General features: G+C 71.6%; 14 protein-coding genes. 6 read left to right on the forward strand and 8 right to left on the reverse strand.

The window, feature by feature from the left end:
* Positions 1–14 precede the first annotated feature (14 nt).
* Genes sufD through GQQ95_RS10990 form a run of 4 tightly spaced genes read left to right on the forward strand, consistent with a single transcriptional unit; the run spans position 15 to position 2,679 of the window.
* Positions 15–1,184, forward strand: coding sequence for a Fe-S cluster assembly protein SufD (sufD, locus tag GQQ95_RS10975; RefSeq protein WP_246205406.1), 1,170 nt, complete (start codon positions 15–17; stop codon positions 1,182–1,184).
* Between the two features lies 1 nt (position 1,185).
* Positions 1,186–1,512, forward strand: a complete 327-nt coding sequence (locus tag GQQ95_RS10980) for a non-heme iron oxygenase ferredoxin subunit (protein WP_157427706.1) — start codon at positions 1,186–1,188, stop codon at positions 1,510–1,512.
* A 50-nt stretch (positions 1,513–1,562) separates the two neighbouring features.
* Entirely contained in the window at positions 1,563–2,330 is a 768-nt protein-coding gene (sufC, locus tag GQQ95_RS10985; protein WP_157427707.1) for a Fe-S cluster assembly ATPase SufC, read from the forward strand.
* Between the two features lie 19 nt (positions 2,331–2,349).
* Entirely contained in the window at positions 2,350–2,679 is a 330-nt protein-coding gene (locus GQQ95_RS10990; RefSeq protein ID WP_055857683.1) for a metal-sulfur cluster assembly factor, read from the forward strand.
* A gap of 58 nt (positions 2,680–2,737) precedes the next feature.
* Here the strand turns inward: GQQ95_RS10990 and GQQ95_RS10995 are convergent, their stop codons facing one another.
* Positions 2,738–4,795, reverse strand: a complete 2,058-nt coding sequence (locus GQQ95_RS10995; protein WP_157427708.1) for a M3 family metallopeptidase — start codon at positions 4,793–4,795, stop codon at positions 2,738–2,740.
* A 30-nt stretch (positions 4,796–4,825) separates the two neighbouring features.
* Here GQQ95_RS10995 and GQQ95_RS11000 point away from each other — a divergent pair, with 30 nt between their 5' ends.
* Positions 4,826–5,656, forward strand: a complete 831-nt coding sequence (locus tag GQQ95_RS11000) for a methyltransferase domain-containing protein (protein ID WP_157427709.1) — start codon at positions 4,826–4,828, stop codon at positions 5,654–5,656.
* Positions 5,657–5,718: 62 nt separating this feature from the next.
* Here the strand turns inward: GQQ95_RS11000 and GQQ95_RS11005 are convergent, their stop codons facing one another.
* From GQQ95_RS11005 to GQQ95_RS11035, 7 genes are all read right to left on the reverse strand, one after another.
* On the reverse strand, positions 5,719–5,946 hold the full coding sequence (locus tag GQQ95_RS11005) for a hypothetical protein (RefSeq protein ID WP_157427710.1): 228 nt from the start codon (positions 5,944–5,946) through the stop codon (positions 5,719–5,721).
* Positions 5,946–6,392, reverse strand: coding sequence for a GNAT family N-acetyltransferase (locus GQQ95_RS11010; RefSeq protein WP_157427711.1), 447 nt, complete (start codon positions 6,390–6,392; stop codon positions 5,946–5,948). The genes GQQ95_RS11005 and GQQ95_RS11010 overlap by 1 nt, the downstream gene beginning before the upstream one ends.
* Positions 6,393–6,400: 8 nt before the next feature.
* Positions 6,401–8,983, reverse strand: coding sequence for a valine--tRNA ligase (gene valS / locus GQQ95_RS11015; RefSeq protein WP_157427712.1), 2,583 nt, complete (start codon positions 8,981–8,983; stop codon positions 6,401–6,403).
* Between the two features lie 66 nt (positions 8,984–9,049).
* On the reverse strand, positions 9,050–10,807 hold the full coding sequence (locus GQQ95_RS11020) for an ATP-binding cassette domain-containing protein (RefSeq protein ID WP_157427713.1): 1,758 nt from the start codon (positions 10,805–10,807) through the stop codon (positions 9,050–9,052).
* Positions 10,804–11,658, reverse strand: coding sequence for an ABC transporter permease (locus GQQ95_RS11025; RefSeq protein ID WP_157427714.1), 855 nt, complete (start codon positions 11,656–11,658; stop codon positions 10,804–10,806). The genes GQQ95_RS11020 and GQQ95_RS11025 overlap by 4 nt, the downstream gene beginning before the upstream one ends.
* Positions 11,655–12,608 (reverse strand): ABC transporter permease, encoded by a 954-nt coding sequence (locus tag GQQ95_RS11030; RefSeq protein ID WP_157427715.1) that lies wholly within the window; start codon positions 12,606–12,608, stop codon positions 11,655–11,657. The genes GQQ95_RS11025 and GQQ95_RS11030 overlap by 4 nt, the downstream gene beginning before the upstream one ends.
* A 4-nt stretch (positions 12,609–12,612) precedes the next feature.
* Positions 12,613–14,265: an ABC transporter substrate-binding protein gene (locus GQQ95_RS11035; protein ID WP_157427716.1), complete on the reverse strand. Its 1,653-nt coding sequence runs from the start codon at positions 14,263–14,265 to the stop codon at positions 12,613–12,615.
* A gap of 70 nt (positions 14,266–14,335) precedes the next feature.
* Between GQQ95_RS11035 and GQQ95_RS11040 the strand changes: the two genes are divergently transcribed.
* Entirely contained in the window at positions 14,336–14,998 is a 663-nt protein-coding gene (locus tag GQQ95_RS11040; protein ID WP_157427717.1) for a TetR/AcrR family transcriptional regulator, read from the forward strand.
* Positions 14,999–15,233 lie beyond the last annotated feature (235 nt).

The following is a 15,233-nucleotide window of genomic DNA, read 5'->3' on the forward strand; positions in this document are numbered from 1 at the left end:
CAGTGACCGCCCAGATGACCAGCACAGCCATGCCCACGGCCGGGCAGCACGGCCTCGTCGCCCACTCCGACGGTGCCTTCGTGCCCGTGCAGACCCGCTCGGAGCGGTTCCGCTCGGTGAACGTCGAGGACTTCGCTCCCGTCAACGGTCGCGAGCACGAGTGGAAGCTCTCCCCGGTCGCCGCCTTCGCGGACCTCACCGCCGGTGAGCTCGACGGTTCCACCCTCCCCATCGAGACGACGGAGGTCGCGGGCATCGCGGTCTCCCGCATCTCGCGCGACGACGCCCGCATCGGCGCCGCCGGCACGCCCGAGGACCGTGCGAGTGCGAACGCCTGGTCGACCTTCGGCGAGGCCCTCCTCATCTCCGTCACCGGCGAAGACGAGAAGATCGCCGTGGTCACCCGCACCGGCCTCGGCGACGCGCCGCGCGCCGCGCACACCGTCATCGAGGCGGCGCCGAACAGTCGCGGCCTCGTGGTGCTCGCCGGTTCCGGCAGCGCACGGCTCAGCGAGAACGTCGAGATCCTCGTCGGCGAGGGTGCACAGCTCACCGTCGTCTCGCTGCAGGAGTGGGACGACGAGGCCGTGCACCTCTCGAGCCAGTTCGCCCGATTGGGCCGCGACTCGTTCCTCAAGCACATCGTCGTCTCGCTCGGCGGCAAGGTCGTCCGGGTCAATCCCTCGACGCATCTCGCCGAGCAGGGCGCGGACATCGAGTCCCTCGGCCTGTACTTCGCCGATGCGGGGCAGCACCTGGAGCAGCAGGTGTTCGTGCACCACGACGCCCCGCACACCCGGAGCCGCGTGACCTACAAGGGTGCGCTGCAGGGAGCGGGCGCGCGCAGCGTCTGGATCGGCGACGTGCTGATCGCGCAGACCGCGCCGGGCACCGACAGCTACGAGCAGAACCGCAACCTCGTGCTCACCGACGGCACCCGTGCCGACTCGGTCCCGAACCTCGAGATCGAGACGGGTGACATCGAAGGGGCCGGCCACGCCAGCGCGACCGGTCGCTTCGACGACGAGCAGCTGTTCTACCTCATGGCCCGCGGCATCACCGAGGGCGAGGCCCGCCGACTCGTCGTGCGAGGCTTCCTGACCGAGATCGTCCAGAAGATCGGTTCGCCCGACCTCGAGGCGCGGCTCACGGCCGCCGTCGAAGCAGAGCTGGAAGGTCGCTGACGTGGCATCCGTACGAGTCTGCTCGGTCGATGAGCTCGCAGAGAACGAGGCCTCGCGCTTCGTGCTCGAGGGCGTGCCCATCGCGGTCGTCAAGGACTCCGCCGGGGCGGTCTTCGCCATCGGCGACACCTGCACCCACGGGGACATCTCGCTCGCCGAGGGATTCGTCGAGGACGACACGCTCGAGTGCTGGGCGCATGGGTCGAAGTTCTCGCTGAAGACCGGCAAGCCGCTGACGCTCCCCGCCTACGAACCCGTGCCCGTCTACCAGGTGGAGATCACCGACGGCGACGTGCACATCGACCCCGCGGTCACCCTGGCCGTCTGAATCAGTTTCCGGCCCGCGCGGCCGACAATCGAAAGAGAACCCCCATCACCATGTCCGTGCTCGAGATCAAGAACCTGCACGTCAACGTCGAGACCGACCAGGGAACCCGCGAGATCCTCCGCGGCGTCGACCTGGTCATCAACGAGGGCGAGATCCACGCCATCATGGGCCCCAACGGCTCCGGCAAGTCGACCCTCGCCTACACCATCGCCGGCCATCCGAAGTACACCGTGGTCGGCGGCGAGATCCTGCTCGACGGCGAGAACGTGCTCGAGATGAGCGTCGACGAGCGCGCGCGCGTCGGCCTGTTCCTCGCCATGCAGTACCCGGTGGAGATCCCCGGCGTCACCGTCACGAACTTCCTCCGCACCGCCAAGACCGCGATCGACGGCGAGGCGCCGTCGGTCCGCACCTGGGTCAAGGACGTGCGCGAGTCGATGAAGAACCTCAAGATGGACTCGGCCTTCGCCGAGCGCAACGTCAACGAGGGCTTCTCGGGCGGCGAGAAGAAGCGCAACGAGATCCTCCAGCTCGAGCTGCTCAAGCCGAAGTTCGCGGTGCTCGACGAGACCGACTCCGGCCTCGACGTCGACGCGCTGAAGATCGTGTCCGAGGGCGTGAACCGCGCGAAGGCCAACACCGGGCTCGGCATCCTCCTCATCACGCACTACACGCGCATCCTCCGGTACATCAAGCCCGACTTCGTGCACGTGTTCGTGGCGGGCCGCATCGCCGAGCAGGGTGGGCCCGAGCTCGCCGACCGGCTCGAAGAGGAGGGCTACGACCGCTACCAGGTCGCCGAGTCGGCAGCCGAGTAGCGCGAGTAGAATCCCGATCATGGCCACCTCACTCGCACCCGAGCGCTACGACGAGGTCGAAGAGGCGCTGAAGGACGTCGTCGACCCCGAGCTGGGCGTCAACGTCGTCGACCTCGGACTCATCTACGACCTCGGTTGGGACGACGAGAACAACGCGCTCATCATCCACATGACGCTCACGAGCGCCGGCTGTCCGCTGACCGACGTGCTCGAGGAGCAGACGGCCGAGGCACTCGACGGCGTCGTCGAGGCCTTCCGCATCAACTGGGTGTGGATGCCGCCGTGGGGCCCCGAGCGCATCACCGACGACGGCCGCGACATGATGCGCGCGCTCGGCTTCGCCATCTGACGCGCACCGAGTCCTCCGGATGCCCCGTGCAGAACATCTGCGCGGGGCATCCGTGCGTCTACGACAGGCCGCGACGGGCGAGCAGGGCGTCGATCCTGGGTTCCCGGCCGAGGAATGCGCGAATCGACTCGCCCGGGTCCCGCGAACCGCCGGGCTCGAGGATCTCGCGCCGGAACCGCTCGCCGTTCGCCCGCGTCGCACCGCCGTGCTCTTCGAACCAGGCCATGATGTCGGCGCCCGGCACCTCGCTCCAGATGTACGAGTAGTAGCCGGCGTCGTAGCCGCCCGCGAACACGTGGGCGAAGTAGGTGCTCGCGTACCTGGGTGGGACGAGGGGATGGGCGAGGCCCGCGGCCGCCAACGCACCGGCCTCGAACGCGGCGACCTCGGTGGGCTCGGAGGGCCCTCCCTCGCCCGAGGCCGCCGAGACCCGGTGCCAGGCCAGGTCGAGCGCCGCCGCGGCCAGGTACTCGACCGTGGCGAAGCCCGACTCGGTGCCGCTCGACGCGAGCAGTCGTTCCGCCACCTGCGGCGGCATCCGCTCGCCGGTCTCGTGGTGGACGGCGAAGTTGGACAGGACCTCGGGCCGGAGCAGCCACAGCTCGTTCACCTGGCTCGGCAGCTCGACGAAATCACGGAAGACCCGGGTTCCCGCCTGCGAGGGGAACCGGGTCCGAGCGAGCAGTCCGTGCAACGCGTGGCCGAACTCGTGGAACAGCGTCTCGGCCTCGTCGAAGGTCAACAGCGTCGGGTCGCCCGCCGCCGGCCTCGGGATGTTGAGGTTGTTGACCACGATCGGGCGGTCGCCCGTCACCTCGGACTGCTCCATCAGCGAGGTCATCCACGCTCCGCCCCGCTTGGAGTCGCGCGTGTACGGATCGAGCAGGTAGAGGCCGACCGGAGCGCCGTCGGCCTCGAAGACCTCGTACACGCGCGTCTCGGGGTGATAGCCGACGAGGTCTGGCCGAGCCGTGATGCGGAGCCCGTAGAGCAGGTGGGCCGCGTGGAAGACGCCGTCGACGAGGACACGTTCGAGTTCGAGGTAGGGTCGCACCTCGGCGGCGTCGAATGCGTCGCCCTCGGCGCGTCGCCGCGCCTCCAGGCGCGGCCAGTCGGCCGGTGTCGGGATCCGGTCGCCGTTCACCTCTGCGAGGGTTCTGAGCGCGGCGTGCTCGGCGCGTACGTTGCGCATCGCCGGCCCGGTGAGCTCGCGGAGCAGTGCGGCGACGGCCTCGGGAGTTCCGGCCGTCTGTCCCGCGGTGACCGCCGCCGCGTGGTTCGGGAACCCGAGGAGCGCCGCGCGTTCGGCGCGCAGGCGCACGATCTCGAGCAGGGTGGACCGGGTGTCGTGGGTTCCGCCGCGGCATCCGCGTGAACGGGACGCTGCGAGGAGGGCGTCGCGGGTTCCGGGGTCCGCGAGGTCGGTCAGGGCCGGCTGCATCGTCGGGAGCACGAGCGTCAGGAGCCAGCCGTCGAGGTCTCGAGCCGCGGCCGCCGCCCGAGCGGCCGAGCGCGCGCCGGCGTCGAGGCCGGCGACGGCGCCCTCGTCGGTGAGGTGCACGGCGAGGTCGTTCGTGTCCGCGAGCAACGACTGCTGGAACGAGGTCGTGAGCGTCGAGAGCCGCTCGTTCACCATCGAGAGGCGGGTACGGGCCGCCTCGTCCAGCGCGGCCCCGGCGAGCTGCGCCCGGTGGTGGGCGCGCTCGATGAGGTACACGGCGTCGGGCTCGAGCCCGAGGTCGTGCCTGCGCACGAAGAGGTCGTGCACGCGGGCGAACAGGCGCTGGTCGAGCACGATGGCGTCCGCGTGAGCCGTCAGCCGGGGCGCGAAGGTCCGATCGATCTCCTCGAGGTCCGCGCTCGCGTCGGCCGAGCTCGCGTTCTCGAACACGGCGAGCACTCGCCCGAGCAGGGCGCCCGAGCGTTCGAGCGGCAGCATGGTGTTCTCGAAGGTGGCATCCTCGGCAGCGCCGGCGATGCCCTCGACGGCGTCGCGCTGCTGCCGCATGCCCGCTTCGAGCGCCTCCGGGTAGTGCTCGGGCCGGATGAGCGCGAACAACGGCAAGCCGTAGGGGAGGGGGCTCGCTTCGAGCAGCGGATTCGTCACGTCGGCCATCCGCCGACCCTATCGGCCTAGGCTCGGATCATGACCGAGAATGCACCGGATCCCGCAGCCGATCGCGATGTCTACACGCACGGGCACCATCCCAGCGTCCTGAGCTCGCACACCTGGCGCACGGTCGCCAACTCGGCGGCCTACCTCGAGCCGCACCTCACGGCGGGCCTCGACGTCCTCGACGTGGGCAGCGGACCGGGCACGATCACGATCGACCTCGCGCGACGTGTGCGCCCCGGCCACGTCATCGGCGTCGACGCCTCCGCCGAGATCGTCGACGAGGCGACCGGCCTCGCAACCAGCTCGGGCGTCGACAACGTCGAGTTCCGGGTCGGCGACGCGTACGCCCTCGAGTTCGCCGACGACTCGTTCGACGTCGTCCACGCGCACCAGGTGCTGCAGCATCTCCGTCACCCGGTCGACGCGTTGCGGGAGTTCCGGCGCGTCCTCCGCCCCGGCGGCGTACTCGCCGTGCGCGAGGTCGACTACGGCGGCGTCCTCACGACGCCGGCGACGGCGGAGCTCACGCGCTGGCTCGAGCTGTACCACGACGTGCACCGCTGGAACGGCGGCGAACCGGATGCCGGGCGGCACCTCAAGCACTGGGTTCGGAGCGCCGGGTTCCACGACGTCACCGCGCTCGGGTCGGTCTGGGTGTTCGCATCGGACGCGGAGCGCGAGTGGTGGGGCACGTCGTGGGCGCAGCGCGCCCTGGAGTCCGCGTTCGCGGTGCACGCCATCGAGTCCGGTCACGCGGACCCGGCCGAGCTCCAGCGCATCTCCCAGGGCTGGCTCGACTGGACGGCGGACGCCGACGGGTGGATGCTCATGCCCCACGGCGAGATCATCGCCAGGGCCTGAGGTTCGGCGGCGGACGGGTTGACGGCGACGGGTCGTCGCTCAGGTGACCCGGCCCGCCGTCGTCACCAGTCGTCGTCGCTGCGCGCCTCGCCCGGCGCCGTTGTGCCCTCGAGCGTCACGCGGGTGCCGTCGTCGAGCTCGGCGATCGGCCGCCCCTCGAGCCAGGTGAGGGTCCAGTGGCCCTCCTCGCCGGGGCGCGCTCCCTCGGCCTCGGCGACGCGCGCCGCGAGGTCCGCCGGCACCGAGGCCGGGGGCCGGTCGCCGAACGCCCACCGCGTGCCGAGCTGCATCAGGCGCCCATCTCGTACGTCACCCAGCTCGTCCGGGCGGCCAGCGCGTCGTAGAGACGCTGGGCCGACTCGTTGTCGGCCGCGGTGATCCAGGAGACCCCGCCGGTGCCGACCTCCGCGGCGCGCTCGTGCACGTACCGGATGAGCGCCGTGCCCACGCCGGCGCCGCGCACCGCCTCGTCGACGTACAGGTCGTCGAGGTGCATCCCGCGCGTTGCCGACAGGCTGTCGGGCACCACGCGGTAGTGGGCGAGCCCGACCGGCCTGTCCTCCTCATCGACCGCCAGCGCGGCCTGCAGCGGGTCCTGCTCGTCGCTGATCCAGTTCCAGACGATGAGCGCCTTGGCATCATCGAGCTCGGTCTCGTAGAAGCGGCAGTACGCCTCGAACAGCGGCAGCCAGCCGAAGAAGTCGTCTTCGCTCGCGCGTCGGATCTCGTATGTCATCGGCTCCCCTAAGCCTCGGGTGTTTCCAGTTCGATGTCGCGGACCTCGAAGTCCTCGGCCTCGGCGAACTCCAGTCGTGCGATGCGCCCCACCGCACGCAGGTCGGATGCCACGGCCTCGAGCAGCGCGATCGTCGCTGCGGGCGCGGCGATGACCGCTCGGGTCACCGGCGTCTTCTGCGAGGCCTTCGCACCCGTCTTGGCCCGGCGGATGCCGGTCAGCGCCAAGCTCGCGAGCTCGAGGAGCTCGGGTCCGGCCTCGCCGCGCGCGGCGAGCTCGTCGAGCGAGGGCCATGCCGCGTGGTGCACGGAACCCTCGTTCGACCAACTCCAGACCTCTTCGGTCGCGAACGGGATCACCGGCGCGAAGAGGCGGAGCAGCACGCTGAGCGCGGTCTTGAGGGCGGCGACGGCGGACGCCTGCTCCGAGCTGGGCTCGCCGTAGGCGCGTTCCTTGACCAGTTCGAGGTAGTCGTCGCAGAAGGTCCAGAAGAAGGTCTCCGCGAGTTCGAGCGCCCTGGCGTGGTCGTAGGACTCGAGCGCCCTGGTGGACTTCGTGACGACCTCGGCGAGTTCGGCCAGCATGCTCCGGTCGACGGCGACCGTGACCGCGGCATCCGCACCGCCCTCGAAGCCGAGGATGAACTTCGCGGCATTCAGGACCTTGATGGCCAGGCGCCGGCCGATCTTGACCTGCGTCGGGTTCTGCGGGTCGAACGCGGCGTCGGTGCCGAGACGCGAGGATGCCGCCCAGTAGCGCACGGCGTCGGAGCCGTGCTGCTCGAGCAGGCCGGCGGGCGTCACGACGTTGCCCTTCGACTTGGACATCTTCTTGCGGTCGGGGTCGACGATGAAGCCGGAGATGGATGCGTCGCTCCACGGGGCGGTGCCGTGCTCGAGCTCCGCCCGGAGCGTCGAGGAGAAGAGCCACGTCCGGATGATGTCCTGGCCCTGCGGGCGCAGCGAATACGGGAAGACGAGGTCGAAGAGCTCGGGGTCCCGCTCCCAGCCGCCCGCGAGCTGCGGGGTGAGCGAGGAGGTGGCCCAGGTGTCCATGACGTCGTGCTCGCCGATGAAGCCGCCAGGCATGCCGCGCTGCGCCTCGTCGAAGCCGGGTGCCGGCGCGGAGGACGGGTCAACGGGGAGGAGCTCGCGCGTCGCCACGATGGGCTCGTCGAACCGGGGGTCGCCGGCCTCGTCGAGCGGGTACCACACGGGGATCGGGACGCCGAAGAAGCGCTGGCGGGAGACGAGCCAGTCGCCGGACAGGCCGCCGACCCAGTTCTCGTAGCGCACGCGCATGAAGTCGGGGTGCCAGTCGATCGAGCGGCCGTGCTCGAGCAGGCGCTCCTTCAGGCCGGCGTCACGGGCACCGTTGCTGATGTACCACTGACGCGTGGAGACGATCTCGAGTGGGCGGTCGCCCTTCTCGAAGAACTTCACGGGGTGGGTGATGGCCTTGGGCTCGCCGAGCAGGTCGCCCGAGGCGCGAAGCAGGTCGACGACGGCCTGCTTCGCCGAGAAGGCCGTCTTGCCGGCGATCTCGGCGAACGCCGCACGGCCGGCCTCGGAGGTGATCGCCTCGGGCGTCTCCGCGATGATGCGGCCGTCGAAGCCCATGATCGCGCGGTTGGGCAGGTCGAGCTCGCGCCACCAGACCACGTCGGTCACGTCGCCGAAGGTGCAGATCATCGCGATGCCGGTGCCCTTGTCCTTCTGGGCGAGGTGATGGGCGAGCACGGGCACCTCGACACCGAACACCGGGCTCGTCACCGTGGTGCCGAAGAGCGGCTGGTAGCGCTCGTCGTCGGGGTGGGCGACGAGGGCGACGCACGCCGCGATGAGCTCGGGCCGGCTCGTCTCGATCTCGACCGTGCCGCCGTCGGGGCGGTGGAACGAGACGCGGTGGTAGTGACCGGGCTGCTCGCGGTCCTCGAGTTCGGCCTGGGCGACGGCGGTTCGGAACGTCACGTCCCACAGGGTCGGAGCGAGCGCCTGGTAGGCCTCGCCGCGCTCGACGTTGCGCACGAACGCGAGCTGCGAGGTGAAGATCGCCTCGTCGGCGATGGTGCGGTAGCTCTGCTTCCAGTCGACCGAGAGGCCGAGGGTGCGCCAGAGCGCCTCGAACTGCTGCTCGTCCTCGACGGTGAGGCGCTCGCACAGCTCGATGAAGTTGCGCCGGCTGATCGGCTTCTGGTCGGCGGCCTTGGTCGACTTGCCGTCGCCGCCCTCGAAGGGCGGCACGAACCCGGCCTCGTAGGGCAGCGTCGGGTCGCAGCGGACCCCGTAGTAGTTCTGCACGCGCCGCTCGGTGGGCAGGCCGTTGTCGTCCCAGCCCATCGGGTAGAAGACGTGACGGCCGCGCATGCGCTGGAACCTGGCCATGACGTCGGTGTGCGTGTACGAGAAGACGTGCCCGATGTGCAGCGAACCCGACGCCGTCGGCGGGGGAGTGTCGATCGAGAAGATCGTCTCGCGGGTCGCCTGCTCCCGGGGGAAGGCGTACACCCCGTCTCGCTCCCAGGCTTCGGACCAGACCGTCTCGAGCCCTTCGAGGGCGGGCTTGTCGGGAATGCGCGACGTGTCGGTCATGATGCTCCGGTTCGATATCGGCGGCACCGAGTCAGTGGTGAGGTGCCTGAATGTTGACGCTCAAGCCTAGCGGTTCGATCCTGGACCACGGATGACGAGCCGCGGCGAATCCCTGATGAGCGCCGCCGTGGCCTCGTGCTCCGGGGCGGTGAAGACCCGCTCGGCGTCGCCCTGCTCGATGATGCGGCCGCTGCGCATGACCGCGATCGTGTCGCTCATGTGCCGGATCACGCCGAGGTCGTGCGAGATGAAGAGCATCGCGAGCCCGCGCTCGCGCTGGATCTCGTCGAGCAGGTCGAGCACGCGCGCCTGCACCGTCGCATCGAGCGCCGAGACGGGTTCGTCGCAGACGAGCACGTCGGGCGAGCCGGCCAGGGCTCGTGCGATCGCCACCCGCTGGCGCTGGCCGCCCGAGAGCGCGAGCGGATGCTGCGCCGAGACGCCGGGAGCGAGGCGGACCTGGTCGAGGAGCACGGCGACGGCGGCGTCCGACGTCTCCGCGCCCGCCGCCGCGAGCGCGTCGCGGAGGATGCGCCGGACGCTCCACCGCGGGTCGAACGAACCGAACGCATCCTGGTAGACGGCGCCGAGCCGCCGTCGCAGCGGTCGTCGCCCGCGCTCCGGGAGGGTCGTCCACGGACCGCCGTCGAGCCGGACCTCGCCCGCGTCGGGTGCCGTGAGGCCGAGGACGAGCCGGGCGAGCGTGCTCTTGCCCGAGCCCGACTCACCCACGAGCCCCAGGGTCCGGCCCGGCTCGATCCGGAACGACGCGTCCTGCACGGCGAGCACGCGGGTGGGGCCGCTGCCGAACGACTTCGTGAGCCCGAGGCCCTCGAGGATCGGCGGCCGGGTGGCCGTCACGGGCGCGCCCGGCGGGCCCGACGAGGGCAGGCCCGGTGCGGACGTCGCTGCGGGAGCCGGGCCGGGCGGACGATCGGCGGTCGCGGCATCCGCTCCGTGAGGGGCGAGCGAGAGCGGCGCGCCCCTCGGCACCTCGGTCGGCACGGCGGCGATGAGGGCCCTGGTGATCGGATGCCGCGGGTCGCCGAGGAGCTCGGCGGTCGGCCCCTGCTCGACCACGCGCCCGTCGTGCAGCACCACCACGCGGTCCGCCATACGGGAGACCACGGCCAGGTCGTGGCTGATCAGCAGCACCGCGGTGCCTCGGTCCCGCGCGGCCTCGAGCAGCCCGAGCACGCGCGCCTGCACGCCCACGTCGAGCGCGGTCGTGGGCTCGTCGGCGATCAGCAGGGGCGGGTCCAGGGCGAGGGCTGCGGCGATGAGCGCACGCTGGCGCATCCCTCCGGACAGCTCTCCGGAGCGGCGGTCGACGGTCAGCGCGGGATGCGGCATGCCGACGAGCTCGAGCAGTTCGAGCGCGCGCGAACGGGCGGCGGCCGGCGGCATCCGCAGGTGGAGACGGAGCGGGTCGCCGATCTCGCGCCCGATGGTGCGCAACGGGTCGAGGGAGACGAGGGCGTCCTGCAGCACCAACCCGGCGCGCGCGCCGCGCATCCGCCGCCAGTCGCGTTCGTCGGCGCGACGGAGGTCTGCGCCGGCCACGTCGAGGCGATCGGCGCGGACCCGCGCGCCCGCTCCGGCGAGGCCGAGCACGGCCCTGGCCGTGACGCTCTTGCCCGAGCCGGACTCGCCGACGACGGCCACGCACGTGCCGGCCGCGACGGAGAGGTCCAGGCCGTGCACGACCTCGCGCCACCCGCGGCCGTCGCGGAAGGCGACCGAGAGGCCCGCGACGTCGAGCACGGGGGCGTCGGGTGCGGTGACCGGGCCCGGGTCCGGACGCACCGGCTCGCCGCCGCTCATCGCCGTGATCCGTCGCGCGCGGCCAGCGTGCGGCCGAGCATGGTGGTCGTGATGGTCGTGACCACGATCATCAGGCCGGGGAACACGGTCAACCACCAGGCGGTCGTGATGTAGATGCGACCCGCGGAGAGCATCGCGCCCCACTCGGCGGCGGGCGGTTGCGCGCCGAGGCCGAGGTAGCTGAGGGCCGATGCCCAGACGACGGCCTGCCCGATGCCGAGGGTCGCCAGCACGACGAGGGGCGCCAGGGCATTGGGCAGGATGTGCCGCACGAGCACCCGGGCCCGGCCGTGCCCGAGCACCCGCGCCGCCTCCACGTACGAGGAGGTGCGCACCCGCACGAGCTCGCCGCGGATGATCCGCGCGTATCCGGGCGCCGTCGACAGGCCGACGGCGATCGTGGCGGTGACCGGACCAGGACCCCACAGCACGATGATGAGCAGCGCCAGCAGGATCCCGGGGAAGGCGAAGAGCACCTCGTTGACACGGCCGACGGCGAAATCGAGCACGCGACCGCCGAGCCCGGCGAGCCCGCCGAGCAGCAGCCCGAGTGCGAGCCCGATCGCGGTGGCGCTGACCCCGATCAGGAGCGACGCGGCCGTGCCCTCGACGACCCGGCTGTAGACGTCGCGTCCGGACTCGTCGGTGCCGAACCAGTGCGCCCACGAGGGCGGCTCGAACGCGTCGCGAGGAGCGATCGCATCCGGATCGGTGGTCTGCAGGAGGCCGGGCGCGAAGGTCGCGACGGCGAGGAACGCGACGAAGGCGAGCGCGAGCACGGTGCCGATGCGCGGCGGCCTCGGCAACGACCGGCCGGCGACCGCGCGGTTCGAGAGTTCGAGGTCGCTCATGCGGGGGCCTCCTCGCGGGCGATGCGCGGGTCGGCGAACCGCGAGACCACGTCGGTGGCGAGCGTCATGAGCACGTAGACGAGCGCGACGACGAGCACCACGCCGACGACGACCGGCACGTCGCGGAGTTCGGTCGCCCGCAGGAGCGTGCGCCCGAGACCGGGCCGGGCGAAGATCGTCTCCACGACCACGGCGCCCGAGATGAGGTAGCCGACCGCCCAGCCGGAGAGGTTGATCGCCGGAAGCGCGGCGTGGCGCAGCGCGTGCCGGAGCCGGAGACCCGCCGCGGTCTCGCCGCGTGCGGCCGCCGAGACCGCGAACGGCTGTTCGAGCGCCTCCAGCATCCGCTCGCGCATGAGCTGCGCGAGGAATCCGGCGAGCGGGACGGCGAGGGTGATGACGGGCAGCACGAGACCGGATGCCGCGTCGTTCGAGACGGGCGGCAGCCAGCCGAGCGAAGTCGAGAACACCGCGATGAGCACCGTCGCCAGCCAGAAGTGGGGCAGCGCCGCGGCCGTCAACTCGAGTCCGCCCGCGATCGCGCGACCGATGCGCCCCGCCGACGTCGACCAGAGCGCGAGCCCCACGGCGAGCACCCACGCCACGACGAGCGCGAGCGCCGCGAGCGCGAGGGTGCCGAGGATCTGGCCGCCGATGAGCTCGGCCACCGGGGTCTTCAGCGCGTACGAGTCGCCGAGATCGCCGGTGACGAGCCGCCCGAGCATCGCGCCGTACTGCACGACGAGCGGCTGGTCGAGTCCGTAGTCGGCGCGCACCTCGTCGAGTGCCTCCTGCGAGGCCTGCGAGCCGGGCCCGCCCAGGATCGCCTGCGCCGGATCGCCGGGCACCAGGTGGATCGCGAAGAAGGTCAGCGTCGCGACGGCCCACAGCACGAACGCCGCTCCGGCGAGTCGCAGTGCGACCCGCCGGAGGACGCGGCTTCGTGGCATCCGCTCAGTCTGCCAGCCAGGCGTCGGCGAAGGTCGGCGTCGACACCGTCGGCATGGCGCGCACGCCCTCGAGCCCGGGGGAGTGGAGGAAGTGGTTCTGCTGGTCGTAGAGGGGCAGGGCGTAGAACCCGCCGAGGATGATCTGCTGCGCCTGCTCGTACAGGTCGGCCCGCTCGTCGGGGTCGGACTCCGACGCCGCGGCTGTCAGCAGCGCGTCGAGGTCGGCGTCGTCGAGCTGCGCGAGGTTCGCGAAGTAGCCGCTGGGCGCGGGCGTGATGCTGTCGGAGTGGTACAGGATGCGCAGCACGTCGGGCCCGACCTTCGTGTACGGGGCGCTCACGAGCTCGTACTCGTGCGCGGCGAGTGCGCCGTACCAGCTCGACAGGTCGACGGGGGAGAGCTGCACGTCGAACCCGGCCTCCTTCGCGGTGGCCTGCACCTGCTCGAAGAGCGACTGCTCGGCCGGGATGGACTGGTTCGTCGACACCGGGAAGCGGAGCGTCAGCGGGACGCCGTCCTTCGAGCGGATGCCGCGGCTGTCGCGTTCGGTCCAGCCCGCCTCGTCGAGCAGGGCGTTCGCCTCGTCGAGGTCGGTGTCGAAGAGGGAGTCGTCGGAGTAGGCGAGCTGCTCCACGCTGGAGAGCACCGAGTACGAGCGGTCGGCGGTGCCGAAGAAGAGCGAGTCGATGCCGTCGTTCACGTCGGCCGCGCGGATGAACGCCTCGCGCACGCGGATGTCGTCGAAGGGCGGCTGGCCGGAGTTCAGCTCGAGCCGGTTCGCCGCTCCGGGCCGCGGGGCGTCGATCTCGACGAGCGTCCCGGACTTCGAGGCCTGGTCCAGGGTGTCGGGCTGGGCGTTGTCGATGATGTCCACCTCGCCCGCCTGAAGTGCGGCGTAGCGCGAGGCGGAATCGGGGATGAAGCGCCACGTGATGCCGTCGAGGTACGCGGCTCCGTCGTGCGCACGGTCGGCCGGACCGGTCGTGTAGTCGTCGTTGCGCACGAGCGACACGTGGTCTTGGGGGATCCACTCGTCGACGATGAAGGGGCCCGTGCCGACCGGTGCGACGCAGTTCTCGTCCATGCCGCGGGCGATGCCGGTGGGCGACTCGATGGCGGTCCACGGTTGCGAGAGCGATTCGAGCAGTGCGCTGTCGGGCACGCTGAGGTGGAAGCGCGCGACCGTGTCGCTCACGACCTCGACCGTGTCGACCTTGCCGAGCGCGAGATACCCCGTGGAGGACTGCGTGGCGGGGTCCTTGAGGTGCTCGACGTTGGCCTTGACCGCTTCGGCGTCGAAGGGCGTGCCGTCGGTGAAGCTCACGTCCTCGCGGAGGGTGAAGTCCCAGGTCAGCCCGTCCTCGCTCGTCGTCCACTCGGTTGCGAGCCACGGGATGACCTCACCGGACTCGTCGAGGGAGACGAGCGATTCCAGGAATTGGCCGGCGATCAGCGCCTGCGGGTAGTTGCCGCCGACGTGCGGGTCGAGGCAGCTCGGCTCGGCGTCGCCCGAGGCGTAGACCAGGGTCCCGCCCGTGACGGGGTCGCCCGTCGCCGCGGCGTCGCCGTCCGCGGGCGTGCACCCGGCCAGCACGATCGCGCCGGCGGCGACGAGCGCGACGGCTGGGAGTGAGCGGAAGATGCGACGCGACGTCATGCGGGCGTGACTCCTGTGGGTTCGAGTTGGGGGAGCTGGCGAGTTTGTGTACTCAGTCCATAATCATTGTATGACCGATTTCGGAGACGCCGGCACGGATGGCGCGGACGGCGGTCCCAGCCGTCCCGGCCGCGGCGGCGGCCGCCCCCGCGCCTCCTCGCGACGAACCCTCGAAGACGCCGCGAGCGAGCTCTTCCTCGAGCAGGGCTACGCCCAGACGACGATCGAGCACATCACCCAGCGCGCAGGGGTGGGTCGCAACACGTTCTTCAACTACTTCTCGGCGAAGTCCGACCTGCTCTGGCTCGACGTCGACGAGACGCTCTCGGCGTTGCCGTCGATCCTCGACGACGCGCCGGTCGGCCTTCCACCGTCCGAGGCGCTCGCCCAGGTGCTCGGCGACCTCGCGGCGCGGCATCCGCATCGGTCGGTGCCCATCGCGCTGAGCCAGCGCGAGCCGATGGCCACCCACGACGAGTTCCTCTCGGCCGGGCTCGGACGCTTCCTCCGGGTCGCGCATGAACTCGCCGGCTTCCTCGCCGCGCGCGCGCCCGGGGTCGACGACGGCCTCGTCCGGGCCGCGGCGAACGCCGCCACCGCGGCCGCGGCCACCGGCGCCGGAACCTGGGCACTGGCCGGCGTCGAGCGCGGCGACCTGAGCGCCGAGGTGCTCCGGGCCGTCGCACCGGTGTGCCGGGGTTTCGCACCGGTGCTCGACCCGGCGGGCCCGTGACCGCGCCCGATCGACGCCCGCCGGCCCTCGTCCGCGCGGCCGGTGCACCGCGCCGCCCCGGCCGGAATGGGCTGGAGTCGCCGCCGTCGACGCGTACAATCGAGAGCACAGGCGTCGATCCGGCCATCACCGGGGAGCCTTCGGAAGAACACGGGCGGATGCCGCAGGCTCCCGCCCGCCAGTAGAACCGAACGGGCCGGCCCGTCACAGCCGTGCAAGAGGGGTTGCGCTCCGG

This window comes from Agromyces salentinus (genome assembly GCF_009749395.1).
Lineage (GTDB): Bacteria > Actinomycetota > Actinomycetes > Actinomycetales > Microbacteriaceae > Agromyces > Agromyces salentinus.

Coding starts and splice junctions, on each gene's coding strand:
- sufD (WP_246205406.1), top strand. CDS start 15: ATGACCAGCACAGCCATGCCCACGGCCGGGCAGCACGGCCTCGTCGCC.
- sufC (WP_157427707.1), top strand. CDS start 1,563: ATGTCCGTGCTCGAGATCAAGAACCTGCACGTCAACGTCGAGACCGAC.
- GQQ95_RS10990 (WP_055857683.1), top strand. CDS start 2,350: ATGGCCACCTCACTCGCACCCGAGCGCTACGACGAGGTCGAAGAGGCG.
- GQQ95_RS10995 (WP_157427708.1), bottom strand. CDS start 4,795: ATGGCCGACGTGACGAATCCGCTGCTCGAAGCGAGCCCCCTCCCCTAC.
- GQQ95_RS11000 (WP_157427709.1), top strand. CDS start 4,826: ATGACCGAGAATGCACCGGATCCCGCAGCCGATCGCGATGTCTACACG.
- GQQ95_RS11005 (WP_157427710.1), bottom strand. CDS start 5,946: ATGCAGCTCGGCACGCGGTGGGCGTTCGGCGACCGGCCCCCGGCCTCG.
- GQQ95_RS11010 (WP_157427711.1), bottom strand. CDS start 6,392: ATGACATACGAGATCCGACGCGCGAGCGAAGACGACTTCTTCGGCTGG.
- valS (WP_157427712.1), bottom strand. CDS start 8,983: ATGACCGACACGTCGCGCATTCCCGACAAGCCCGCCCTCGAAGGGCTC.
- GQQ95_RS11020 (WP_157427713.1), bottom strand. CDS start 10,807: ATGAGCGGCGGCGAGCCGGTGCGTCCGGACCCGGGCCCGGTCACCGCA.
- GQQ95_RS11025 (WP_157427714.1), bottom strand. CDS start 11,658: ATGAGCGACCTCGAACTCTCGAACCGCGCGGTCGCCGGCCGGTCGTTG.
- GQQ95_RS11030 (WP_157427715.1), bottom strand. CDS start 12,608: ATGCCACGAAGCCGCGTCCTCCGGCGGGTCGCACTGCGACTCGCCGGA.
- GQQ95_RS11035 (WP_157427716.1), bottom strand. CDS start 14,265: ATGACGTCGCGTCGCATCTTCCGCTCACTCCCAGCCGTCGCGCTCGTC.
- GQQ95_RS11040 (WP_157427717.1), top strand. CDS start 14,336: ATGACCGATTTCGGAGACGCCGGCACGGATGGCGCGGACGGCGGTCCC.